This window comes from Paeniroseomonas aquatica (assembly GCF_030409335.1).
In the GTDB taxonomy this organism is placed as follows: Bacteria; Pseudomonadota; Alphaproteobacteria; order Acetobacterales; family Acetobacteraceae; genus Belnapia; species Belnapia aquatica.
Genome location: NZ_JAUFPN010000153.1, coordinates 301,300 through 322,694, shown reverse-complemented (window position 1 = coordinate 322,694; position 21,395 = coordinate 301,300). Strand labels below are relative to the sequence as shown.

The 21,395-nt window shown below is 71.2% G+C and carries 19 protein-coding genes; 7 read left to right on the top strand and 12 right to left on the bottom strand.

Annotated elements, in window-relative coordinates; all coding sequences use genetic code 11:
• The 3 genes from QWZ14_RS16680 to QWZ14_RS16670 form a co-directional block, all read right to left on the bottom strand.
• On the bottom strand, positions 1 to 988 hold a 988-nt coding region (locus QWZ14_RS16680), incomplete at its 3' end, for a DUF3140 domain-containing protein (protein ID WP_290317883.1).
• A gap of 114 nt (positions 989 to 1,102) precedes the next feature.
• The gene (locus tag QWZ14_RS16675) at positions 1,103 to 1,951 is read right to left on the bottom strand and encodes an aldose epimerase family protein (protein ID WP_290317882.1); all 849 of its coding nucleotides are present in this window, start codon (positions 1,949 to 1,951) and stop codon (positions 1,103 to 1,105) included.
• A 2-nt stretch (positions 1,952 to 1,953) separates the two neighbouring features.
• Positions 1,954 to 2,799, bottom strand: coding sequence for an NAD-dependent epimerase/dehydratase family protein (locus tag QWZ14_RS16670; protein WP_290317881.1), 846 nt, complete (start codon positions 2,797 to 2,799; stop codon positions 1,954 to 1,956).
• A gap of 269 nt (positions 2,800 to 3,068) precedes the next feature.
• Here QWZ14_RS16670 and QWZ14_RS16665 point away from each other — a divergent pair, with 269 nt between their 5' ends.
• Both QWZ14_RS16665 and QWZ14_RS16660 read left to right on the top strand, forming a co-directional pair.
• Complete coding sequence (locus tag QWZ14_RS16665; protein ID WP_353959315.1) at positions 3,069 to 4,055, top strand: TRAP transporter substrate-binding protein; 987 nt, start codon at positions 3,069 to 3,071, stop codon at positions 4,053 to 4,055.
• Positions 4,056 to 4,116: 61 nt separating this feature from the next.
• Positions 4,117 to 5,553: an MDR family MFS transporter gene (locus QWZ14_RS16660; RefSeq protein WP_290317878.1), complete on the top strand. Its 1,437-nt coding sequence runs from the start codon at positions 4,117 to 4,119 to the stop codon at positions 5,551 to 5,553.
• Here QWZ14_RS16660 and QWZ14_RS16655 read toward each other — a convergent pair.
• The 9 genes from QWZ14_RS16655 to QWZ14_RS16615 all read right to left on the bottom strand — a co-directional run bounded on the left by QWZ14_RS16655 (position 5,550) and on the right by QWZ14_RS16615 (position 15,635).
• Positions 5,550 to 6,683 carry an endo-1,4-beta-xylanase gene (locus QWZ14_RS16655; protein WP_290317877.1) on the bottom strand — a complete coding sequence of 378 codons (1,134 nt, stop codon included), beginning with the start codon at positions 6,681 to 6,683 and terminating at the stop codon, positions 5,550 to 5,552. The genes QWZ14_RS16660 and QWZ14_RS16655 overlap by 4 nt on opposite strands.
• Positions 6,680 to 7,534 carry a ferritin-like domain-containing protein gene (locus QWZ14_RS16650; RefSeq protein ID WP_290317876.1) on the bottom strand — a complete coding sequence of 285 codons (855 nt, stop codon included), beginning with the start codon at positions 7,532 to 7,534 and terminating at the stop codon, positions 6,680 to 6,682. The genes QWZ14_RS16655 and QWZ14_RS16650 overlap by 4 nt, the downstream gene beginning before the upstream one ends.
• Before the next feature lie 191 nt (positions 7,535 to 7,725).
• Positions 7,726 to 8,139: an ATP synthase F1 subunit epsilon gene (gene atpC / locus QWZ14_RS16645; RefSeq protein ID WP_290317875.1), complete on the bottom strand. Its 414-nt coding sequence runs from the start codon at positions 8,137 to 8,139 to the stop codon at positions 7,726 to 7,728.
• Positions 8,140 to 8,212: 73 nt separating this feature from the next.
• Complete coding sequence (atpD, locus tag QWZ14_RS16640; protein WP_290317874.1) at positions 8,213 to 9,643, bottom strand: F0F1 ATP synthase subunit beta; 1,431 nt, start codon at positions 9,641 to 9,643, stop codon at positions 8,213 to 8,215.
• A gap of 13 nt (positions 9,644 to 9,656) precedes the next feature.
• A complete protein-coding gene (locus tag QWZ14_RS16635) occupies positions 9,657 to 10,544 on the bottom strand; it encodes a F0F1 ATP synthase subunit gamma (RefSeq protein ID WP_290317873.1) in 888 nt (295 codons plus the stop codon).
• 28 nt (positions 10,545 to 10,572) lie between these two features.
• A complete protein-coding gene (atpA, locus tag QWZ14_RS16630; RefSeq protein WP_290317872.1) occupies positions 10,573 to 12,108 on the bottom strand; it encodes a F0F1 ATP synthase subunit alpha in 1,536 nt (511 codons plus the stop codon).
• A gap of 2 nt (positions 12,109 to 12,110) precedes the next feature.
• The gene (gene atpH, locus QWZ14_RS16625; RefSeq protein WP_290317871.1) at positions 12,111 to 12,713 is read right to left on the bottom strand and encodes an ATP synthase F1 subunit delta; all 603 of its coding nucleotides are present in this window, start codon (positions 12,711 to 12,713) and stop codon (positions 12,111 to 12,113) included.
• 437 nt (positions 12,714 to 13,150) lie between these two features.
• A complete protein-coding gene (locus QWZ14_RS16620) occupies positions 13,151 to 13,306 on the bottom strand; it encodes a hypothetical protein (protein ID WP_290317870.1) in 156 nt (51 codons plus the stop codon).
• A 121-nt stretch (positions 13,307 to 13,427) separates the two neighbouring features.
• Positions 13,428 to 15,635: a primosomal protein N' gene (locus QWZ14_RS16615; protein ID WP_290317869.1), complete on the bottom strand. Its 2,208-nt coding sequence runs from the start codon at positions 15,633 to 15,635 to the stop codon at positions 13,428 to 13,430.
• A 136-nt stretch (positions 15,636 to 15,771) separates the two neighbouring features.
• Between QWZ14_RS16615 and fsa the strand changes: the two genes are divergently transcribed.
• The 5 genes from fsa (at position 15,772) to polA (ending at position 21,281) form a co-directional block, all read left to right on the top strand.
• Positions 15,772 to 16,428 carry a fructose-6-phosphate aldolase gene (fsa, locus tag QWZ14_RS16610; protein ID WP_290317868.1) on the top strand — a complete coding sequence of 219 codons (657 nt, stop codon included), beginning with the start codon at positions 15,772 to 15,774 and terminating at the stop codon, positions 16,426 to 16,428.
• A 41-nt stretch (positions 16,429 to 16,469) separates the two neighbouring features.
• Positions 16,470 to 17,108, top strand: a complete 639-nt coding sequence (locus QWZ14_RS16605; RefSeq protein ID WP_290317867.1) for a DUF484 family protein — start codon at positions 16,470 to 16,472, stop codon at positions 17,106 to 17,108.
• Positions 17,109 to 17,204: 96 nt separating this feature from the next.
• The gene (locus tag QWZ14_RS16600) at positions 17,205 to 18,119 is read left to right on the top strand and encodes a tyrosine recombinase XerC (protein WP_290317866.1); all 915 of its coding nucleotides are present in this window, start codon (positions 17,205 to 17,207) and stop codon (positions 18,117 to 18,119) included.
• A 71-nt stretch (positions 18,120 to 18,190) separates the two neighbouring features.
• Positions 18,191 to 18,427 carry a zinc-finger domain-containing protein gene (locus QWZ14_RS16595; protein ID WP_290317865.1) on the top strand — a complete coding sequence of 79 codons (237 nt, stop codon included), beginning with the start codon at positions 18,191 to 18,193 and terminating at the stop codon, positions 18,425 to 18,427.
• A 40-nt stretch (positions 18,428 to 18,467) separates the two neighbouring features.
• Positions 18,468 to 21,281 (top strand): DNA polymerase I, encoded by a 2,814-nt coding sequence (gene polA, locus QWZ14_RS16590; RefSeq protein WP_290317895.1) that lies wholly within the window; start codon positions 18,468 to 18,470, stop codon positions 21,279 to 21,281.
• Positions 21,282 to 21,395 lie beyond the last annotated feature (114 nt).

The following is a 21,395-nucleotide window of genomic DNA, read 5'->3' as shown; positions in this document are numbered from 1 at the left end:
GGGCCGGCTTGCGCGCCGGGCTGGTCTCCGCCGCCGGCTTCGCGGCGCGCGGCTTGCGGGCCGGTGCCGCACCCTCGGCCGGGGCCGCGGCCCGACGGGCGCGCGGCTTGCGCGGCGCTGGCGCGGACTCCGTCGCCGTCCTGGCGTCCGTCCCGGTGTCCGAGGTGGCGGCGGCGCCGCTGTCTTCGCTGTTCATCGTGGTGCTTTCGCTGGTGTCGCGCATCGGATCGTGTCCCCAATTCATGAGTGAATGGCGCCAGCGCGTATCGGTGACGTCGCCATCGGGGCGCTGGGCCAGGTGGCGTTGGATGTAGCCGACGACTTGGTGGCGGAAGGCCGCGTCGGCCTCCGCGTCGTCACCATCGCCTTCGAGCAATTCGAGGATGCGCCGGCCGGAGCGATGGCCGACCGCCTCCTCCTCCCCCTCGCGGGTGAAGCCGACGGCCTGGCTCTCCCAGGTGTCGAGCCAGCGGCGCAGCTCGGCCGCGGGGATGTTCACCAGCCGGCGGAACTCAGCCTCGATCTCGGTCGCGCCGCCGCTGGCCTGCTGCGGGTCAGTGTCTCCCATGGTCTTGCCTTTCCCTGTTGCTGGCCGGTGCCGTGCCGCCGCGGTCTTGCGCGCGACATCCGCCGGCTGGGCCGAAACCTGCTTGCCGGCGGCAAGGTCCTGCCGCTTGCGCGCCGTGCTGCGGCGATACTCCGACGGCGTCAGCGCCTCCCGCGCCGCGCGCGGCAGGTAGCGTTCGCCGTCCTCGAGCGACGGCTTGCCGGAGCGCGTCCCCCAATCCTCCCGCGTCCATTCGGCGAGATGGTTGTCCGCCTGCTTCGGTCCACGGTAGCCACCGCCCTGCTTCTTGTACTCGGCAGTGGCGAGCTGCGCCTTGCGGGCGGACCACTGTCCCGGCTTGCCGCCGGCATCACCGGCAGTGACCGCAGCCTTCACCTTGTCCCATAATGCAGGGTCCGATTTGCGCGCGGTGCCGGCCATGCTGCGCTTTCCTGTGACGCGATTGCTTCGGGCAACGTCACGCAAAGACAAGCGTTCCCGCGCAGGCCGCACCGCGCACGCGGGAGTCATCGGAGCAAGGGTCGGATGTGCCGGTCAGGCGGAGGCGATCAGCCGCAGCCTGCCCTGCATGGCGGCGCCGGACGCCAGCATCGCCAGCGGGCCGTAGCCGGCGAACTCGGGACGGTTGGGCGCATCCGGCACATGGCTCACCGGCTCGAGGCAGAGCACGTTGCTGCCGCCCGGGGCGAAGACCTGCAGATTGTGCGCCCAGGCGCCGGAGGCCTGCAGCCGCAGCCGGCAATCCGGGCGGATGATCTCGGCCTCGCCATCCCATCCGGCGAAATGCGTGTCGAGTCCCTCGTAGGCGGATTCGTCGCCGACCACGCCGTCGCTGGGCTGCACCGCCACCGGCAGGCAGCGCGCATCGCGCGCGAACAAGGCGGTGGCCCGGAAGCGCAGGCCGGTGCCGGGCGGGCGCAGGAAGAAGGGATGCCAGCCGAGGCCGCAGGGGAACGGCTCAGCCCGGTTGTTGGTGAGCGACAGCGCAAGATGCGCGCCCGCCTGGTCCAGCGAGAGGGTCAGCCGCGCGGTGCAGCGCCAGGGCAGCGCCGGATCCTCCAGCTCCTGCCGCAGCGTGCAGTGCCCGTCGCCATCCTGCTCGACAACCCAGGGATGGTCGCGCAGCAGGCCATGGATGGCGGTCTGGTCGGCCGGCCGGTTGATCGGCAGGTGATAGGTCTCGCCGACGACCGGCAGCAGCCCCGCATCCAGGCGGTTGGTCCAGGGCGCCATGACGAAGGCGCCGCCGAAGCTGGCATTGGGATCGGCCCCCGCCGGCAGGGGCGCGAGCACCTCCCTGCCCTGCCAGGACAAGGCCGCGACCGCACCGCCCTGGTCGGGCAGCAGCCGCGCGGTCCAGCCGCCGCCGGTGAGCTCCAGCATGCTCAATCCAGCGCGAACGGATCGCGCGGCGAGGGCGCGCTGCGGGAATACTCGATGCTGGTATAGCCGCCGCCCTGGTAGCGCTCCTCCACCGGATCGCCCGAGAGGATATGGCCGACCTCGGCGCGGTAATCCTCGGCGCTGTCCTGCGGCGCCCAGCCGATGCGGTCGCGGTGGTCGCGGCCCCAGAAGCTGGCGGGGTTGTTCGAACAGGCCCAGATCACGCAATGCCCGCTGCGCGGCGCCTCGACCGCCGCCGTCACCAGCCGCGTCAGGTCGCCGAAGGACAGCCAGGTCGAGAGCATCCGCGCGTTGATCGGCTTCTCGAAGCAGGAGCCGATGCGGAGGTTGACGTTCTCCACGCCATGCTTGTCCCAGTACATCCGCCCCATCAGCTCCCCGTACGCCTTGGACAGGCCGTAGTAGCCGTCGGGGCGGAAGGCGCAGTCGACGTCGAGCTTCGCCTCATTGCCCCGCGGCCGTTCGTGGAAGCCGATGGAGTGGTTGGAGGAGGCGAAGAGCACCCGCGCCCCCTCCCGCCGCGCCGCCTCATAGATATGGTAAAGCCCACGCAGGTTCGGCCCGAGCACCGTCTCGAAGGGCTGCTCCACGCTGACGCCGCCGAAATGCAGGATGGCCCCGCACCCCTCCGCCAGCCGCGCCACCGCCAGCCCCTCGTTCAGGTCGGCCCGGGTGAAGCTCGCCCCGGCGGGCAGCTGATCGGGAAAGGGCGTGATGTCGGTCAGCCGCAGCTTCCAGCCTTGGGCGGCCAGCGCCGGGGCCAGGACCCGGCCGAGGTTGCCGCTGGCACCGGTGAGAAGGACGGGCTTGGTCGGGGTCTCGGGCATCGGGCTGCGCTCCTGCGGGGCGGCGGAGAGTGCACCGGGCGCGGGCGGCGGAAAAGCCCGGCATCATTCGCCGCCCGGGCCGCGAATAGTCGTTGCAAATCGCCCCCAATCTCGGGCTTCACTGCGTGGTGCCACAACGATGGCACCAGGAGGCTTCAACCATGGATCGTAGAGTGTTTCTCGGCGCTGCCGGAGGCGCCGCAGGCGGCGCCGTTGGTCTCGCCGCGCCCGCGCTGGCACAGACCCAGAACCCGGAAATCCGCTGGCGCATGCCCAGCAGCTTTCCGCGCAACCTCGATGTGCTGTTCGGCAGCTGCGAGAAGCTGAGCCAGCGGGTGCTGCAGCTCACGGAAGGGCGCTTCCGCATCAGCCCCTTCCCGGCCGGCGAGATCATCCCCGCGCTGCAGGTGCTGGACGGCGTGCAGGCCGGCACGGTGGAATGCGGCCATAGCCCGGCGCTGTTCTACGTCGGCAAGGACCCGGCGCTGGCCTTCTTCACCTGCATCCCCTTCGGGATGAACGCCCGGCAGATGTCCGCCTGGCTGCGCTACGGCGACGGCCTGGCCCTGGCGCAGGAGACCTTCCGCCCCTTCAACACCCACTTCCTGCCCTTCGGCGACACCGGCACCCAGATGGGCGGCTGGTTCCGGCGCGAGATCCGCAGCCTCGAGGATCTGAAGGGGCTGAAATTCCGCGTCGCGGGCTTCGCCGGCAATGTCTTCGAACGGCTCGGCGTGGTGCCGACCCAGATCGCCCCGGGCGACATCTACCCGGCGCTGGAGCGCGGGGTGATCGACGCCGCCGAGTTCATCGGCCCCTATGACGACGAGAAGCTGGGGCTGAACCGCATTGCCCGCTTCTACTACGCGCCCGGCTTCTGGGAGCCGTCCTCGCGCGGCGGCTTCCTGGTGAACCTCCGCGCCTGGGAGAGCCTGCCGCCGCACTACCGCTTCGCGGTGGAGACGGCGCTGGCCGAGATCGATATCGACCAGTCCGCCCGCTACGACGCCTGGAATCCGCCGGCGCTGCGCCGGCTGATCGCCAATGGCGCCCAGCTGCGCGCCTGGCCGCGGGAGGTGCTGCAGGCCGCCTGGCGGGAAGCGCATGCGCTGTACGACGAGACGGCCAGCCGCAACCCGCAGTTCAAGAAGGTCTGGGACAGCTACCGGGTCTTCCGGAACGAGCAGTTCCAGTGGTTCCGCGTCGCCGAAAGCGCCTACGAGGCCTTCGCCTTCCCCGCCGCGGCGCAAAGCTGACGTGACGCCCGGCGTCCCGGGGCCACTCGCCCCGGGACGCCGGCAGGGCTAGCCTGCCCGGATGCCCGAACCCGCCGCGCCCGCCACCGACAGCCTGTTCTCCCATGCCGAGGTCCGCACCATCGTCATGGGGCTGATGCTGGCGCTCTTCCTGTCCAGCCTCGACCAGACGATCGTCGCCACCGCGCTGTCGTCGATCGCCGGCGACCTCGGCGGCTTCGAGCTGATGCCCTGGGTGGTCTCGGCCTATCTGATCTCCTCCACCGTCACCACGCCCATCTACGGCCGGCTGAGCGACCTCTACGGCCGCCGCCCGGTGCTGCTGGTCTCGGTCACCATCTTCGTCGCAGGCGCGGTGCTCTCGGCCCTGGCGCCGACCATGCTGGCGCTGATCGCGGCGCGGGTGGTGCAGGGCCTCGGCGGCGGCGGGCTGCGCGCCATCTCCCTCGCCGTGGTCGGCGACATCCTGCCGCCGCGGGAGCGCGGCCGGGTGCAGGGCTACCTGTCGGCCACCTTCGCCACCGCGAACATCATCGGGCCGCTGCTGGGCGGGCTCTTCGTCGAGTATCTCTCCTGGCACTGGATCTTCTGGGTGAACCTGCCGCTCGGCGCGGCCGCCTTCGCCACCACCTACTTCCAGCTCCGCCGGCTGCCGCTGCCGGGCAAGCGGCCGAAGATCGACTGGCTCGGCGCGCTGCTGATCCTGCTCTCCTGCACGCCGCTGCTGCTCGGCATCACCTTCGTGCAGCGGGCCAATTCCTGGACGGCGCCGGAAGCGCTCGGCTGCTTCGGCCTCGGCGCGGCCTTCCTGGTGGCGCTGATCGCGCAGGAACGGTCGGTGTCGCAGCCGATGCTGCCGCTGCAGCTGTTCCGCAGCCCGGTCTTCACCATGGGCATCATCGTCACCGCGCTGTCGTCCATGGTGATGATGGCCTTGGTCATCCTGGTGCCGCTGGACTACCAGATGTCGGCCGGGCTCTCGGCCAAGGACGCCGGCCTCAGGATGATCGCCATGACGCTCGGCAGCGTCACCGGCAGCTTCCTCGCGGGACAGGCGGTTTCCCGCACCGGCCGCTATAGGCCGTTCGCGGTGCTCGGCGCCGCGGTCGCCACGCTGATGTGCCTGCTGATCGCTTTCATGGGCCTCGGCCATTCGCTGCCGCTCGACACCGCGGTGACGCTTCTGCTCGGCCTGTCCTTCGGCTGCCAGTTCTCGCCGATGACCGTCACCATCCAGAATGCGGTGGAGGCACGGGACGGCGGCATCGCCGTCTCCTGCATGATGTTCTTCCGGCTGATGGGCGGGGCCTTCGGCGTGGCGCTGCTCTCCTCGGTGCTGCTGGGCCACCTGCCCGACGGGGCGATGGCCGGCGGAGCGCCGCCCGAGGTGGTGCGGGCGGCCTTCTCGACCGTCTTCCTGGCGGCATCCGGCATCGCCGGGCTCTGCCTGGTGGCGGCGCTCTGCCTGAAGGAGATCCCGCTGCGCGGGAGGAGCTAGGGCCGCCGTGCGGCGAAGCACTGGGCAAGCGCCTGCCACATCGGCTTGCGGTTGCCCTCGGCATCCAGCGGCAGGCCGCGGTGGCTCTCGCCATCCTTCCGCATCACGTCAGGGTCCCGCGTCAGCCAGCTGTCCTTGTCGGACAGGCCCCAGGTGAGCACGGTGCGGCAGCCCTGCTCCAGGGCGGTGCCGACCACGGCCTTCACCCGCTCGGCCACCAGCGCATCGCGGCCCGCGAGGCCGGCCGGCAGCTGCCGTCCCTCCCGCACGTCGAGCTCGGTGACCAGCACCGCCAGCCCCATCTCCCGCACCGTCCTCAGGAAGCCGGCCAACAGCTCCGGGCGGAAGGGCTCGTCCATCAGCAGATGCGCCTGCAGGCCCAGGGCATCGACCGGCACCTGCGCCTCCAGCAGCCGGCGCAGCAGGCGCAGCACGCGCTGGCGCTTCTCCTCGGCCCAGGGCGTGCCGCCCTCCAGCCCGTAGTCGTTGTAGGTCAGCCGCAGGCTGCGGTCCCGCTCCCGCGCCAGGCGGAAGGCCAGCTCGACATAGCCGGGGCCCAGCGCCCGCAGCCAGGGCGTGTCGCGCAGGTCGCCGACCGCCGGGGTGCGGGCGGTGAAGGGATTGCCCTCGGGATTGGCGATGGCCTCGTTCACCACGTCCCAGTCGCGGATCGCCGGGCGGGTGGCCGGCAGCACGGCATCGAGATGCGCGGTGAGCAGCGCCCGCGCCCGCGCCGGCCCCTCGGCGATGCCGTCCAGCAGCCACGGCGGCATGCCCGTGTGCCAGACCAGCGTATGCCCGCGCAGCTGCCGGCCATGGGCCTGGGCGAAGCCGGCCACCGCCGAGAGCGGGCCGAAGTCGAAGACGCCGGGCTGCGGCTGCAGGGCCGCCCACTTGGCCTCCCATTCCGGCACCAGCAGCTGCGCCTCGGCGGTCACCTGGCCCGCATAGCCGGCATCGGCGGCGAGCCGCAGCGAGTCGACGGCGGTGCCGAAGGTGCAGCCGGTGGCGCGGGCGAGCCCCGCCAATCCCTCCGCCGGCACCTGCCCGGATGCGGCCCGGCCGGTCGCCGCCAGGACCCCGGCCGCGACCGCGGCGAGCACGCCCTGCCGACGCGGCAGTCTGCTCAAGCGGCCTGCGCGAGAACGGCGGGCGGCGCCATCTGCCGCAGCGCTTCCCGGTAACGGTCCCGACGCCAGCACATCAGCCGCCAGGCGCCGCGCGCCGCGACGCGGGACAGCCGGCCGCGCGGCTCCAGCCCCACCGCCTTGAAGATCATCCCCATGCCGCGCTCGAGGTGGCGGGGACGGTAGAATCCCATGGCGCGGCCCATGTAGCCGGCGATGCAGCGATCGTGGCTGTAGACGATGCTCGGCGCCTCGTTGGCGCAGTGGAAGGCGTAGGCGAGCTCGTCGTCCTCCGATTCGCCGACCCGCCCGGCGGCGACCCGCAGGCGGCTGACGAAGGAGAGGTCCTCGCGCGCCAGGTAGCGCTTCATGTGGTCGTAGAAGAGCTTGAAGTGCCGGTACTCGTCGGCCGCGATCAGCTTGCAGACCTGCTGCAGGCAGGGCTCCTCGGTCGCCTCGGCCAGGGCGGTGTAGTAGCTGCTGGTGCCGGTCTCGACGATGCAGCGGGCGATCAGCTCGCCGGTGCGCGACCCGCGGATGGAGGCATCGGCATCGAGGTCGATCTTGTAGCCGGCCCGGTAGCGGGCGAAGGCGGCGGCATAGTCCCAGCCCGGATCCGCCAGGCTGGCCCACTGGCCCAGCGCATCGCCGTGCTGGATCTCCTCTTCCGCCCAATTGTCGGCCGCCCGGCTGAAGTCCGGATCGCCGGCGAAGACGCGCTTGAGGTAGATGGCGTAGTCGTCGCCGTTGCGCTCGACCATGGCCGCGGCCTTGACCAGCGGGATGATCTCCGGATCCACCTTGGACGGATCAAAGCGGTCCCAACTCACCTGCTCGACACGCCAGTGCTTCATTGCATCCCCGCGGCCTCGAGGCGGCCGTTAACCATCGGCGCCCGGGGTTCCGGGCGTTGTGCGGACAACGCCGCCGCGGTCGGCAATGTTCGATGAAGACCAACAGGTTGCAAGCGCCTGTTGCCGGGCCGCCACGATCAGGCGCGTAAAATGCGCAGGCGTTGCCGAAAAGCGATGGCAGGCGCGGCCGGTCAGGCCGCTCCGGCGACCGAGACCGCTTCCTCAAGCGCCCGCACGCGGGCCATGGCGGCGTCGCGCTTCGCCTCCGGATCGGTCACCAGCACCTCGCCCAGGGCGGTCTGGGCCTCGGCCAGCCGGCGCTCGGAGGCCGCGCGCGACAGGCTGGCCAGCGGCGTCGCCTCGTCGGCCAGGATGGTGACGCGGTCCGGCGAAACCTCGGCGAAGCCGCCGCCGACGAAGAGCGTCTCGGTCTCGGCGCCGTTCTCGCGCACCCGGATCACGCCGCCGCGCAGGACGACGATCATCGGGGAATGGCCGGGCAGCACGCCCATCTCGCCCTCGACGCCGGGGATGGTCGCCATCTCCACCTGGCGGGAGAGCAGCAGCTTCTCCGGGGAGACGAGTTCGAGCAGGAAGGTGGCCATGGATCGCTATCCTAGATGCAGCGGGCTGCCGGAACGCCGGGCGGGGGACCGCCCGGCGTTGGTTGGGCCTGGATCAGGCCGCGGCCTTCATCGACTCGCCCTTCTTCACGGCCTCCTCGATGGTGCCGACCATGTAGAAGGCGGCCTCGGGCAGGTAGTCGTACTCGCCGGCGCAGATGGCGGCGAAGCTGCGGACGGTGTCCTCGAGCTTCACGAAGACGCCCGGGGTGCCGGTGAAGACTTCCGCGACGTGGAAGGGCTGGCTGAGGAAGCGCTGGATCTTGCGGGCGCGCGCCACGACCAGCTTGTCCTCTTCCGAAAGCTCGTCCATGCCGAGAATGGCGATGATGTCCTGCAGCGACTTGTAGGTCTGCAGGATGCGCTGCACCTCGCGGGCAACGCGGTAGTGCTCGTCGCCGACCACGCGGGGGTCGAGGGCGCGGCTGGTGCTGTCCAGCGGATCGACGGCCGGGAAGATCCCGAGCTCGGCGATCGAGCGGTTCAGCGTGGTGGTCGCGTCCAGGTGGGCGAAGGAGGTCGCCGGCGCCGGATCGGTCAAGTCATCGGCCGGCACGTAGATCGCCTGCACCGAGGTGATCGAGCCCTTCTTGGTGCTGGTGATCCGCTCCTGCAGCGCGCCCATGTCGGTCGCCAGCGTCGGCTGGTAGCCCACGGCGGAGGGGATGCGGCCCAGCAGCGCCGAGACCTCGGCACCCGCCTGGGTGAAGCGGAAGATGTTGTCGATGAAGAAGAGCACGTCCTGGCCCTGCTCGTCGCGGAAGTACTCCGCGACCGACAGGCCCGAGAGGGCGACGCGGGCGCGGGCGCCCGGCGGCTCGTTCATCTGGCCATAGACCAGCGCCACCTTGGAGCCGGTGGTGGTGCCGTCGTCGTTCAGCTTGATGACGCCGGCATCGACCATCTCGTGATAGAGATCGTTGCCCTCGCGGGTGCGCTCGCCGACGCCGGCGAAGACCGACACGCCGCCGTGGCCCTTGGCGATGTTGTTGATCAGCTCCTGGATGGTCACCGTCTTGCCGACGCCGGCGCCGCCGAACAGGCCAATCTTGCCGCCCTTGATGTAGGGGGCGAGGAGGTCGATCACCTTGATGCCGGTGACGAGGATCTCGGCGCTGGTCGCCTGGTCCTCGAAGTTCGGGGCCTCGCGGTGGATGGTGTAGGTCTTCTCGTGCGGCACCGGGCCACGCTCGTCGATCGGCTCGCCTATGACGTTCATGATGCGGCCGAGGGTGCCCTCGCCCACGGGCACCGAGATGCCGGCGCCGGTGTCGACCACTTCCTGGCCGCGGACCAGGCCGTCGGTCATGTCCATGGCGATGCAGCGCACGGTGCGCTCGCCCAGGTGCTGCGCCACTTCGAGAACCAGCGTGTTGTCGCCGTTCTTGGTGGTGAGGGAGTTGAGCATGGCCGGCAGCTCACCGGGGAACTGCACGTCCACCACGGCGCCCAGGACCTGCGCCACGCGCCCGACATTGTTCTTCATCGTCTTATGCTCCTCAGACGGCTTCGGCGCCGGAGATAATTTCGATCAGCTCGCGGGTGATGTTCGCCTGACGCGTCCGGTTGTAGTTCAGCGTCAGCTTGTTGATCATCTCGCCCGCGTTGCGCGTCGCATTGTCCATCGCGGTCATCCGCGCGCCATGCTCACCCGCCGAGCTCTCCAGGATAGCCCGGTAGATCTGGATGGCGAGGTTGCGCGGCAGCAGCGTGGCGAGGATTTCCTCCTCCGCCGGCTCGTATTCATACAGCGCCTGCGGACCCGCGGCGGCGGCCGTCGCATCGCCTTCCGGCAGCGGCACCGGAATCAGCCGCTGCTCGGTCGGCACCTGACTGATCACGTTGCGGAACCGGTTGTAGATCAGGCTGCAGACATCGAAGGCACCCTGATCGAGCAGCTCCGCGATCTGGATGCCGACCGCCTCGGCATCGGTGAAGTCGACGCGCTTCTTGCCGGCATAGGTTACTTCGGCGACGAAGCGGCTGGCGAATTCCCGCTTCAGGTAGGCCGCGCCCTTGCGGCCCACCGTCAGCAGCTTCACCGTCTTGCCCTCGGCCTCCAGCGCCCGGATGCGGTTCCGCGCGAGGCGACCGATCTGGGTGTTGAAGGGCCCGGCCAGGCCGCGATCCGCGGTGACGATCACCAGCAGATGCACCCTATCGGCCCCGCCGCCCACCAGCATGCGCGGCGCATCCGGCGAACCGGCGACCGCCGCGCCAAGCGAGGCGAGGATCGCCTCCATCCGCTGCGCATAGGGGCGCGCGGCTTCCGCCTGGGCCTGGGCGCGGCGCAGCTTGGCCGCCGCCACCATCTTCATGGCCTGGGTGATCTTCCGCGTGGATTTCACGCTGTTGATCCGACCCCGTAGGTCCTTAAGGCTCGCCATCGGCCCTGCTTCCTGTCTGCTGCGGGCTTTAGGCCGAGAAGGACTTGGAGAAGGCGTCGAGGAAGGCCACCAGCTTGTCCTCGGTCGGCTTCTTGATCTCGCGGTCGGTGCGGATCGCGTCGACGATCGCGGGCTCGCGCGACTTCAGCTCGCTCAGCAGCCGGCGCTCGAACTCACCCACCGCGGAGACCGGCAGCTTGTCGAGGTAGCCGCGGGTGCCGGCGAAGAGCGAGACGACCTGCTCCTCGACCGGGACCGGCTTGTACTGCGGCTGCTTCAGCAGCTCGGTCAGCCGCGCGCCACGACCCAGCAGCGCCTGGGTGGAGGCATCGAGGTCCGAGGAGAACTGCGCGAAGGCGGCCATCTCGCGGTACTGGGCCAGCTCCAGCTTGATCTTGCCGGCGACCTGCTTCATCGCCTTGATCTGGGCGGAGGAGCCGACGCGGGAGACCGAGAGGCCGACGTTCACCGCCGGGCGGATGCCCTTGAAGAACAATTCGGTCTCGAGGAAAATCTGGCCATCGGTGATCGAGATCACGTTGGTCGGGATATAGGCCGAGACGTCGCCCGCCTGGGTCTCGATGACCGGCAGCGCGGTCAGCGAACCGAGACCGAACTCCTCGTTCATCTTCGCCGCACGCTCGAGCAGGCGGCTATGCAGGTAGAAGACGTCGCCCGGATAGGCCTCGCGGCCCGGCGGACGGCGCAGCAGCAGCGACATCTGGCGATAGGCGACGGCCTGCTTCGACAGATCGTCGTAGAAGATGACCGCGTGCATGCCGTTGTCGCGGAAATACTCGCCCATGGTGCAGCCGGTGTACGGCGCCAGGAACTGCATCGGCGCCGGGTCGGAGGCGGTGGCGGCGACGACGATGGAATACTCCATCGCGCCGTTTTCCTCGAGGGTCTTCACCAGCTGCGCCACGGTGGAGCGCTTCTGGCCGACGGCGACATAGATCGTATAGAGCTTCTTGCTCTCGTCCGTACCGGCGTTGATGCCCTTCTGGTTGATGATGGTGTCGATGATGACCGCGGTCTTGCCGGTCTGCCGGTCACCGATGATCAGCTCGCGCTGGCCGCGGCCGATCGGGATCAGGGCGTCGATCGCCTTGATGCCGGTCTGCATCGGCTCGTGCACCGACTTCCGCGGGATGATGCCCGGGGCCTTCACCTCGACGCGCTTGCGCTCGACGTCGACCAGCGGGCCCTTGCCGTCGATCGGGTTGCCGAGGCCGTCGACCACGCGGCCGAGCAGGCCGCGGCCGGTGGGCACGTCGACGATGTCGCCGGTGCGCTCGACGGTGTCGCCTTCCTTGACGTCACGGTCGGAGCCAAAGATCACGATGCCGACGTTGTCGGTCTCGAGGTTCAGCGCCATGCCGCGGATGCCGGCGCTGGGGAACAGCACCAGCTCGCCAGCCATGACGTTCTGCAGGCCGTAGACGCGGGCGATGCCGTCGCCCACGGTCAGCACGGTACCCACCTCCGCAACATTCGCCTCGGCGTCGAAGCCGGCGATCTGCTGCTTGAGGATTTCCGAAATTTCGGCGGGACGGATTTCCATGGTCAGGCAGCCCCCTTCATAGCGTACTGCAGACGCTGCAGCTTCGATTTGATGCTGTTGTCATAGAGCCGGGAGCCGATCCGGACGATCAGGCCACCGAGGATCGCGGGATCCACCTGCTCGGTCAGTTTCACGCCGGAATACCCGGCTTCGGTCAGTCGCGCCGCGATCTGCGTCCGCTGCGTGGCGGAGAGCGGATGGGCGCTGATCACGTCGGCGACCTGCTGGCCGCGGCGGGCGGCGAGCTCGGCGCCGAAGGCGGCGGCGACCTGCGGCAGCTGCGACAGCCGGCGATTGGCGATCAGCACGCCCACGAGGTTGTGCACCTCGGGGCCGATGCCGGCCTTCTCCAGCAACGCGAAGCCGCCGGCCCGCTGGGCGGCGACGCCCAGCCGGGGGTCGGCGACGAAGGCGCGGAAGGTGCTGTCCCCCCGCCAGAGGTCGGCCAACTTTTCAAGGTCGGCGGCGATGCGGTCCAGGGCGCCCGGGTCCGTGGCCCGCCGGTCGTCGGCGAGCCCCAGCAGGGCCAGCGCATAACGCGCGGCAACGCCGGTCGGGTTGGGCGCCTTGGGCGCGGCGGATGCGACGGTCTCGACAGCGGCCACGGGTTATCCCGGTCCTGTTCCTGAATGGTGCGCGAGCGCGGGTCCGCCCCGAGGATTTAACCCCCCGCGCGGCGGGCGGCCCTTACCATGGGGTTTACATGCCCGCAATCCGGCGGAGGTCGGACATTTCATCCGAGCACCCCGCGACGCTGCCCCGCAGCAGCCATGCAGGCCGTGGTTCCGCGGCGTTCGGCGGTGGGTTGGCCGGCAGGACCGGCCCGGCTGTCGCGCCGCGCCGGCTCCCCCCGTGTTGGTGGAGTTCAGCCAGGACATGAGCTTCATCGATGCGTCATCTACCGTCGCGCTTGCAGCGCGCGGAACACCGGCCTGCCTGGCGCGGCGGCCGTCACCGTTTAGCGCCGGGGCAGTCCGCGATTCGATTCCGCGGCCGGGCGGCGGCATCGCCGCCCGGTTGGGCCGGAGGCCCGGCGCAGGCGTCAGGCGAAACCGATCAGCGCCGACTTCACCGCGATCGCCGCCAATGCCGCCGCCATGGCGGCCGTGGCCACCCCGCGGGAGGCAGCCAACGCATAGGCGCATCCGCCGATCACCAGAGCCCAGGCGGCGATGTCATGGGCGTCGAGAACGGGCATGGAAACCTCCTGGGATCATCTTGATTACCGATCAGTAATTTAGGGGTTACCCGGCCGTTAACCAAGCGAATTCAGGCCTTCCCGGCGAAAATTCGCAGCCCGCCCGGGCTGCGGCCGCCGCCTAGAGAAAGCTCACGGGGTCCACGTCCACCTGCACCCGCACGCTGTTCGGCACCGCCACCCGGGCCAGCCAGTCCCGCAGGATCGGCTGCACCGCGATGTCCCGCCGGGTCTTCAGCAGCAGCCGCCGCCGGTGCCGGCCGCGCAGCAGCGCCAGCGGCGCCGGGGCCGGCCCGAGCACCTGCACCCCCTCCCCGCCCGGCGCCGCCAGGCCCAGGTCGCGGGCGGTGCGCTCGGCCTCGCGCTCGTCCTCCGAGCTGACGATCAGCGCGGCCAGCCGGCCGAAGGGCGGCCAGTGGCCGGGCCGGCGGATCGCCGCCTCCTCCTGCATGAAGGCGCCGAGGTCGCCGGAGATCAGCGCCTGCATCACCGGATGCTCGGGGCTGAAGCTCTGCAGCAGCACCCGGCCCGGGGCCTCGGCCCGGCCGGCGCGGCCGGCGACCTGATGCAGCAGCTGCACGGTACGCTCCGCCGCCCGCAGGTCGCCGCCGGCGAGGCCGAGGTCGGCATCGACCACCCCCACCAGGGTGAGGTGCGGGAAGTGCCAGCCCTTGGCGACGATCTGGGTGCCGATGATGAGATCCACCGCGCGGTCCTGGATCGACTGCGCCGCGACCCCGGCCGCGGCCGGACCGGGCAGGGTGTCGCTGGCCATCACCAGCCGCCGCGCCTCGGGCCAGAGGGCGATCGCCTCCTCCAGCACCCGCTCGACCCCGGGGCCGACCGCGACCAGGCTGTTGGCAGAACCGCATTCCGGGCATTCCGCCGGCGGCGCCTCGGTATGGCCGCAGTGGTGGCACTGCAGCTGCCGCCGGGCGCGGTGCTCGACCAGCCAGGCGGTGCAGTTGGGGCAACGCATGCGGTGGCCGCAGTGCCGGCAGAGCGTCAGCGGCGCGTAGCCGCGGCGGTTCAGGAAGAGCATCGCCTGCTCGCCCCGCGCCAGGGTCGCGTTCACCGCCTCGATCAAGGGCGGCGACAGGAAGCGGCCGCGCTCCGGCGGGGTGCGGCGGAGGTCCACCGTCTCGACCGCCGGCAGGGTGGCGCCGCCATACCGCACCGGCAGGTCCAGCGCCTCGTAGCGGCCGCTCTCGGCATTGGTCAGGCTCTCGAGCGAGGGCGTGGCCGAGACCAGCACGCAGGCCGCCGCCGCCATCCGGGCCCGCACCACCGCCATGTCGCGGGCGTTGTAGACGACCCCTTCCTCCTGCTTGAAGGCGGTCTCGTGCTCTTCGTCCACCACCACCAGCCCGAGGTCCGGGAAGGGCAGGAACAACGCGGAGCGGGCGCCGACCACCACCGGGGCGTCACCCGCGGCCACCGCCCGCCAGGTCTCCCGCCGGGTGCGCGGCGTCACCTCGGAATGCCAGAGCGCCGGGGAGACGCCGAAGCGGGCCTTGAAGCGGTCCAGCCATTGCGCCGAGAGCGCGATCTCGGGCAGCAGCACCAGGGATTGCCGGCCCTGGCGCAGCGCCTCGGCCACCGCATCGAGATAGACCTCGGTCTTGCCCGAGCCGGTCACCCCGGTCAGCAGGGTGACGCCGAAGCGCCGGGCGGCGACCTTGGCCACCAGGGAGGCCGCGGCCGCGGCCTGGGCGCCACCGAGCTGCGGCCCGGGGTGGTCCGGGTCCGGCCGGGTGAAGCGGTTGGCATGGGGCAGCAGCGCCGGGCGGATCATCCCGTTGTCCGCCATGCCCCGCAGCACGCCGGGGGAGACCCCCGCCGCCTCGGCCAGCGGTGCCCCGGCATAGACCTCGCCCGGCCGCATCGCCGCCAGCACCCGCTGGCGTTCCGGGGTCAGCCGCGGCTGGGCATTGGAGCCGGGCCCGGCCAGCATCCAGCCGGCCTGCTGGGACGGCGGCTCCAGCGCGGCGGTCGAGCCCATGGCCATGCGCAGCACCGCCCCCGGCGGGCTGAGCGTATAGGCCGCGACCCAGTCGATGAAACGGCGCAGGCTTGCGGTCATGGCCGGCGCGGGCAAGATGCCGGCGACCGGCTTCAGACGATGCTCGGCCACCGGCTTCGCCTCGGGCGCCTCGCTGGCGTCCCAGGCGACGCCGATCATCGACCTATGATTGAGGGGGACCGACACGAAATCTCCCGGCCGGATATCAAGCTCCGGCGGGATGCGGTAGTCATAAGCACCGGCCAATGGCAGAGGCAGTAAAACCCGCACGCGTTGCATTTTTGACACAGACGGCGTGGCTTTCATATCCCGCGGCTTTCCCGCCCCCTGGTGCATCGGCTATCCTGCCCTGAACAAATACGCAACGTTCGCCGGCGATCCAGAGTCTCCGGCGCCGATTGTCAACCCAGGCCCCATGGGGCAAGCCTAAGGGACCGCCCGGATGAAATTTTTCGTAGATACTGCCGACGTGGCTGAAATCCGCGCGCTGGCCGAGGCCGGGCTGGTGGATGGGGTGACCACCAATCCCAGCCTCATCGCCAAGTCCGGCCGCAAGATGTCCGAGGTGATTGCCGAAATCTGCGCCATCACGCCAGGCCCGGTCTCCGCCGAAGTCACCGCGACGGATTTCGACACCATGCTGGCGGAAGGCCGGTACCTCCGCGGCATCGCCAAGAACGTCGCGGTGAAGGTGCCGCTCACCGAGGCCGGCCTCAGCGTCTGCCGCAGCCTGGCGGATGAGGGCACGCCGGTGAACGTCACGCTCTGCTTCTCCGCCGCGCAGGCCCTGCTCGCGGCCAAGGCCGGGGCCGCCTATATCTCGCCCTTCGTCGGGCGGCTGGACGACATCGCCTTCGACGGCATGCTGCTCATCGCCGACATCCTGAAGATATACCGCAACTACCCGAAGTTTAAGACAGAAGTCCTGGTCGCGTCCATCCGCCACCCGGTCCATCTGGTCGAGGCGGCCAAGCTCGGGGCCGAGGTGGCGACCCTGCCGCCCAACGTCATCCGCCAGCTGTTCAAGCACCCGCTGACCGCCAGCGGCCTCGCCGCCTTCACGGCCGACTGGGCCAAGACCGGGCAGAGCATCCTCTGAGCGCGATCCGCCTCCCCGGGCCCCGACCGGGCGGGCTGCCGATGTCGGAGACCGCGACGGCCGCCGAGGCGGTCGTCGCCTACCTCCAGGAGCATCCCGATTTCCTGGCCGAACGGCCCGACCTGTACCGCGCGCTCAATCCGCCGACGCGCCTGCACGGCGAAAGGCTGGCCGACCACATGGCGGCGATGCTGCAGGCCGAGCGCCGCCGGGTCCGCTCGCTCGAGGCGGAGGTGGATGCCGCGGTGACGGCCGGCCGGGCCGGCTACGGCCTGGCCATCCGGGTGCGGCTGGCGGTGCTGGCGCTGATGCGGTCGCAGGACGTGGTCGAGACGGTGACCCAGGAACTGCCGGCGCTGCTCGGGATCGAAAGCTGCTGGCTGCTGGCCGAGGCGCCGGATCGCCGCGGCGTCGCCCGGCTGCCGCCCGGCTCGGTGGCGCGGCTGCTGGGGCCGGGCAAGGATGCGGTGGTCCGCGCCAGCCCCACCGACATCGAGCTGCTGCACCAGGAAGCCGCGGCGCTGGTGGTGCGGGACGCGCTGGTGCGGGTGCCGGTCTGGACCGGGCAGCCGGTGCTGATGGCGCTCGGCGCCCGCGACCCGCAGACCCTGCCGGCCCGTCAGGCGACGGCGACCCTGGCCTTCCTCGGCCGCGCGGTGGCGGCGGCCATGGCCCGCTAGGCCCCGCCGGCCATGGCGGAGACGCTGCCCCTCCCCGCCCCCTCCCCCGGCTCCCCTTCCGGCCCGGCCGGGGGGGACCGGAGCGGTGCGGCCTGCATGGCCGACTACCTCGCCTGGCTCGCCCTGGAACGCCGGGCGGCGGCCAATACGGTCGAGGCCTATGGCCGCGACCTGCGCGACTTCCTGGCCTTCCTGACCCGCCATCTGGGGGAGGAGCCCGGCCAGGCGGCCCTGGCGGCGCTGCGCCCGGCCGACCTCCGCGGCTTCCTCGCCGCCCGGGCCGCCGCCGGGGCCGGCAACGCCACCCGCGCCCGGCAACTGGCCGCGGTGCGCGGCTTCCTGCGGTACCTCGCGAGGACCGCGGGGCTGGCGCCGCTGGCCCTGGCCAATATCCGCGGCCCCCGCGCCCGGCCGCCGGTGCCCCGCGCCCTGACCTCCGACCAGGCCAAGGAGGTGGCGGCCCGGACCGGCAGCATCCACCAGCCCGGCCATGCCGAGCGCCCCGCCGAGCAGGCCGCCCGCGACGTCGCCCTGTTCACCCTGCTCTACGGCTGCGGCCTGCGCATCGCCGAGGCGCTGGCGCTCGACGTGCGGGATGCGCCGCTGCCGGGCGGACAGGCCGCGTTGCGCGTCACCGGCAAGGGGGGAAAGCAGCGGCTGGTGCCGGTGCTGCCGGCGGTGCGCCGCGCCATCGCCGACTACCTGGTGGAACGCGGCGCCCCCCCGCCGGAGGCGCCGCTGTTCCGCGGCGCCCGCGGCGCCCGGCTGGACCCGGCCGTCGCGCAGAAATCCATGCGGCACTACCGCCGCCTGGCCGGGCTGCCGGAGCATGCGACGCCGCATGCGCTGCGGCATTCCTTCGCCACCCACCTGCTGGGCGGCGGCGCCGACCTGCGGGCGATCCAGGAACTGCTGGGCCACGCCAGCCTGTCCACCACCCAGCGTTATACCGCGGTGGACGCGGCGGCGCTGCTCGAGACCTGGCGCCGGGCGCATCCGCGTTCGGGCTGAGCCCTGGCCCTGGCCCGTGCGCCCGGCGGCCGCTATGTTGCCGCCACCCCGCACCCTGATGAGGAGCGCTCATGCGCGACGCCAAGCAAACCGGTTACGCGCCCAAGCTGACCGCCGGGGTGACCCCGGTCCAGCGGCTGGAGGCGACCTCCCGCTCCGTGCCCTGCGACGGCGAGATCGCCGGCCCCGGCCTCGGCCATCCCCGCGTCTGGCTGCGGATCAACGACGGGGAGCAGGAGGTGACCTGCCCCTATTGCTCCATCACCTATGTGCTGAAGGCCGGTGCCGGTGGCGACGACCATCACTGAGGCGGCCCCGGCCGAGGGTGCCGAGGCCGTCCCGGTCGCCGTGCCCGGCGTCCGCCACCTCGTGCTGGTCGATATCTCCGGCTACATCTTCCGCGCCTTCCACGCCCTGCCGCCGATGACCCGGCCGGACGGCACGCCGGTGAACGCCGTCTTCGGCTTCACCCAGATGCTCTCGAGCTTCCTGGCCGAGCACCGCGGCAGCCACCTCGCCGGCGTCTTCGATGCCAGCCGGACGACCTTCCGCAACGAATTCTACCCCGCCTACAAGGCCCATCGGCCCGACCCGCCGGAGGAGCTGGTCCCGCAATTCGCCCTGATCCGCGAGGCGACCGAGGCCTTCGGCGTCGCCCAGGTGGAGGCTCCCGGCTTCGAGGCCGACGACCTCATCGCCACCTATGCCCGCGCCTTCGTCGAGAGCGGCGGCGAGGTGACCATCGTCTCCTCCGACAAGGATTTGATGCAGCTGGTCCGCCCCGGCGTGCAGATGTACGACCCGATCAAGCGCCGGGCGATCCGCGAGGCCGAGGTCGCCGAGAAATTCGGCGTGCCGCCGAACAAGGTGATCGAGGTCCAGGCGCTGATCGGCGATGCCGTGGACAACGTCCCCGGCGTGCCCAAGATCGGCCCCAAGACGGCCGCCGAGCTGATCCTCGCCTATGGCGACCTGGAAGCCGTGCTGGCCAATACCGCCCAGATCAAGCAGCCGATGCGGCGGCAGAACCTCGAGCAATATGCCGAGCAGGCCCGCATCTCGAAGCGCCTGGTGACGCTGGACGACCAGGCGCCGATGAGCCTGACCATCGACGAACTGGCGGTCCGCCCGCCCGAGCCCGCGGCGCTCGAGAAATTCCTCCGCGACCAGGGCTTCCGCAGCGTCGTCGCCCGCATGGGCCTCGGCGATGCCGCGGGGGATTCCGGCAGCCGCGCCCGCAACAGCGCCGTCTCCGCCGCCCAGGCCGCCGCGGCGCCGGTTGCCCCGGCCGACCCCACGGCGGCGCCCTTCGGCGCCTACGAGACGGTTACCACGCCCGAGGCCCTCGCCGCCTGGATCGCCGAGGCGACCGCCGCCGGGGTGGTGGGCCTCGATACCGAGACGGACAGCCTCGATGCGCTGAATGCCAGGCTGGTCGGCGTCTGCCTCGCCACCGCGCCCGGCCGCGCCTGCTACATCCCGCTGCGCCATGTCTCGGCCGGCGCCAGCCAGGGGGACATGCTGGAGGTCCCGGCCGAAGCGGCACCGCCGCAGCTGCCCTTCGAGGCCACCATGGCGGCGCTCAGGCCCCTGCTGGAGGACCCGGCGGTGCTGAAGGTGCTGCAGCACGCCAAATACGACCTCGAGGTGCTGGCCCAGCCGGGCAACGGCGGCATCGCCGTCGGCCCGGTCGACGACACCATGCTGATCTCCTACGCCATGGAGGCCGGCAAGCACGGCCATGGCATGGACGAGTTGTCCCGCCTCCACCTCGGCCACACGCCGGTCCCCTACGACCAGGTGACCGGCACCGGCCGCGCCCGCATCAGCTTCGCCCAGGTGCCGCTCGACAAGGCGACCGCCTATGCCGCCGAGGACGCCGACGTCACCCTGCGGCTCTGGCACATCCTCCGCCCGCAGTTGCGCGAGGCCGGGGCGCTCGCGCTGTACGAGCAGGTCGAGCGCCGCATGGTCGGCGTGCTGCGCGACATGGAGATCGCCGGCATCAAGGTCGACGGCGTCGAGCTCGCCCGCATCGGCGAGGATTTCGTCAGCCGCATGGCGGTGCTCGAGACCGAGATCCACCGCCTCGCCGGCCGGGTCTTCGCGGTCGGCTCGCCGAAGCAGCTCGGCGAGATCCTGTTCGACGAGATGCAGCTCTCGGGCGGCCGCAAGGGCAAGTCCGGCGCCTGGGGCACCGATGCCGCGGTGCTCGAGGAGCTGGCCGCCCGCGACGTGCCGCTGGCCCGAGCGGTGCTCGACTGGCGCCAATTGTCGAAGCTGAAGTCGACCTACGTCGATGGGCTGACGGCGCAGCTCGACCCCCGCACCAACCGGGTCCACACCGACTTCTCCATGGCCAATACCAGCACCGGGCGGCTGGCCTCGACCGAGCCCAACCTGCAGAACATTCCGGTGCGGACCGAGGAAGGCCAGCGCATCCGCCGCGCCTTCGTGGCCGAGCCGGGCCATGTACTGATGAGCGCCGACTACAGCCAGATCGAGCTGCGCCTGCTGGCGCATCTGGCCGATGTCCCGGCGCTGCGGGAGGCCTTCGAGACCGGCCAGGACATCCATTCCCGCACCGCGGCCGACATCTTCCGCCTCGCCCCGGAGGCGGTCGACAAGGAGGCCCGGCGGCGGGCCAAGACCATCAATTTCGGCATCATCTACGGCATGTCCGCCTTCGGCCTGGCCGGGCGGCTCGGCATCGGTGCCGGCGAAGCCAAAGGCATCATCGATGCCTATTTCGGCCAGTACCCCGGCATCCGCGCGGCGATGGAACGGCTGAAGGAGGAGGCCCGGCTGCAGGGCTACGTCTTCACCTCCTTCGGCCGCAGGCTCTGGATCCAGGACATCGGCGCCAAGGACCCGGTGCGCCGGGCCGGCGCCGAACGCGCCGCCATCAACGCCCCCTTCCAGGGCGGCGCGGCGGAGATCATCAAGCGCGCCATGGTGCGGGTGCCGAAGGCGCTGCGCGATGCCGGGCTCGGCGCGCGGATGCTGCTGCAGGTGCATGACGAGCTGGTGCTGGAAGTGCCCGAGGCCGAGGTGGCGGAGACCGCGGCGCTGGTCCGCCAGGTGATGGAAGGCGTGGCCACCCTGCGGGTGCCGCTGGCGGTCGAGGTCGGGACCGGGCGGAGCTGGGCGGAAGCGCACTGAAAGGCCCAGGCTGGTATCGCGACATCGTACGGTGGCGGGCGATGGGCCCGGCGCCACCGCAGGCGATCGGAGATCACGATGCAGGGCACCGCGGGTCCGGCCAGTCCGGGCTGC

Excerpts from the sequence above, each read along its gene's own strand:
- QWZ14_RS16665 (WP_353959315.1), top strand. The coding sequence starts at position 3,069 with ATGCCCAGCAGCTTTCCGCGCAACCTCGATGTGCTGTTCGGCAGCTGC.
- QWZ14_RS16615 (WP_290317869.1), bottom strand. The coding sequence starts at position 15,635 with ATGAAAGCCACGCCGTCTGTGTCAAAAATGCAACGCGTGCGGGTTTTA.
- atpD (WP_290317874.1), bottom strand. The coding sequence starts at position 9,643 with ATGAAGAACAATGTCGGGCGCGTGGCGCAGGTCCTGGGCGCCGTGGTG.
- QWZ14_RS16650 (WP_290317876.1), bottom strand. The coding sequence starts at position 7,534 with ATGAAGCACTGGCGTGTCGAGCAGGTGAGTTGGGACCGCTTTGATCCG.
- QWZ14_RS16605 (WP_290317867.1), top strand. The coding sequence starts at position 16,470 with ATGTCGGAGACCGCGACGGCCGCCGAGGCGGTCGTCGCCTACCTCCAG.
- atpA (WP_290317872.1), bottom strand. The coding sequence starts at position 12,108 with ATGGAAATCCGTCCCGCCGAAATTTCGGAAATCCTCAAGCAGCAGATC.
- QWZ14_RS16675 (WP_290317882.1), bottom strand. The coding sequence starts at position 1,951 with ATGCTGGAGCTCACCGGCGGCGGCTGGACCGCGCGGCTGCTGCCCGAC.
- QWZ14_RS16620 (WP_290317870.1), bottom strand. The coding sequence starts at position 13,306 with ATGCCCGTTCTCGACGCCCATGACATCGCCGCCTGGGCTCTGGTGATC.
- QWZ14_RS16670 (WP_290317881.1), bottom strand. The coding sequence starts at position 2,799 with ATGCCCGAGACCCCGACCAAGCCCGTCCTTCTCACCGGTGCCAGCGGC.
- fsa (WP_290317868.1), top strand. The coding sequence starts at position 15,772 with ATGAAATTTTTCGTAGATACTGCCGACGTGGCTGAAATCCGCGCGCTG.
- QWZ14_RS16595 (WP_290317865.1), top strand. The coding sequence starts at position 18,191 with ATGCGCGACGCCAAGCAAACCGGTTACGCGCCCAAGCTGACCGCCGGG.
- atpC (WP_290317875.1), bottom strand. The coding sequence starts at position 8,139 with ATGGCCACCTTCCTGCTCGAACTCGTCTCCCCGGAGAAGCTGCTGCTC.
- QWZ14_RS16600 (WP_290317866.1), top strand. The coding sequence starts at position 17,205 with ATGGCCGACTACCTCGCCTGGCTCGCCCTGGAACGCCGGGCGGCGGCC.
- QWZ14_RS16635 (WP_290317873.1), bottom strand. The coding sequence starts at position 10,544 with ATGGCGAGCCTTAAGGACCTACGGGGTCGGATCAACAGCGTGAAATCC.
- QWZ14_RS16660 (WP_290317878.1), top strand. The coding sequence starts at position 4,117 with ATGCCCGAACCCGCCGCGCCCGCCACCGACAGCCTGTTCTCCCATGCC.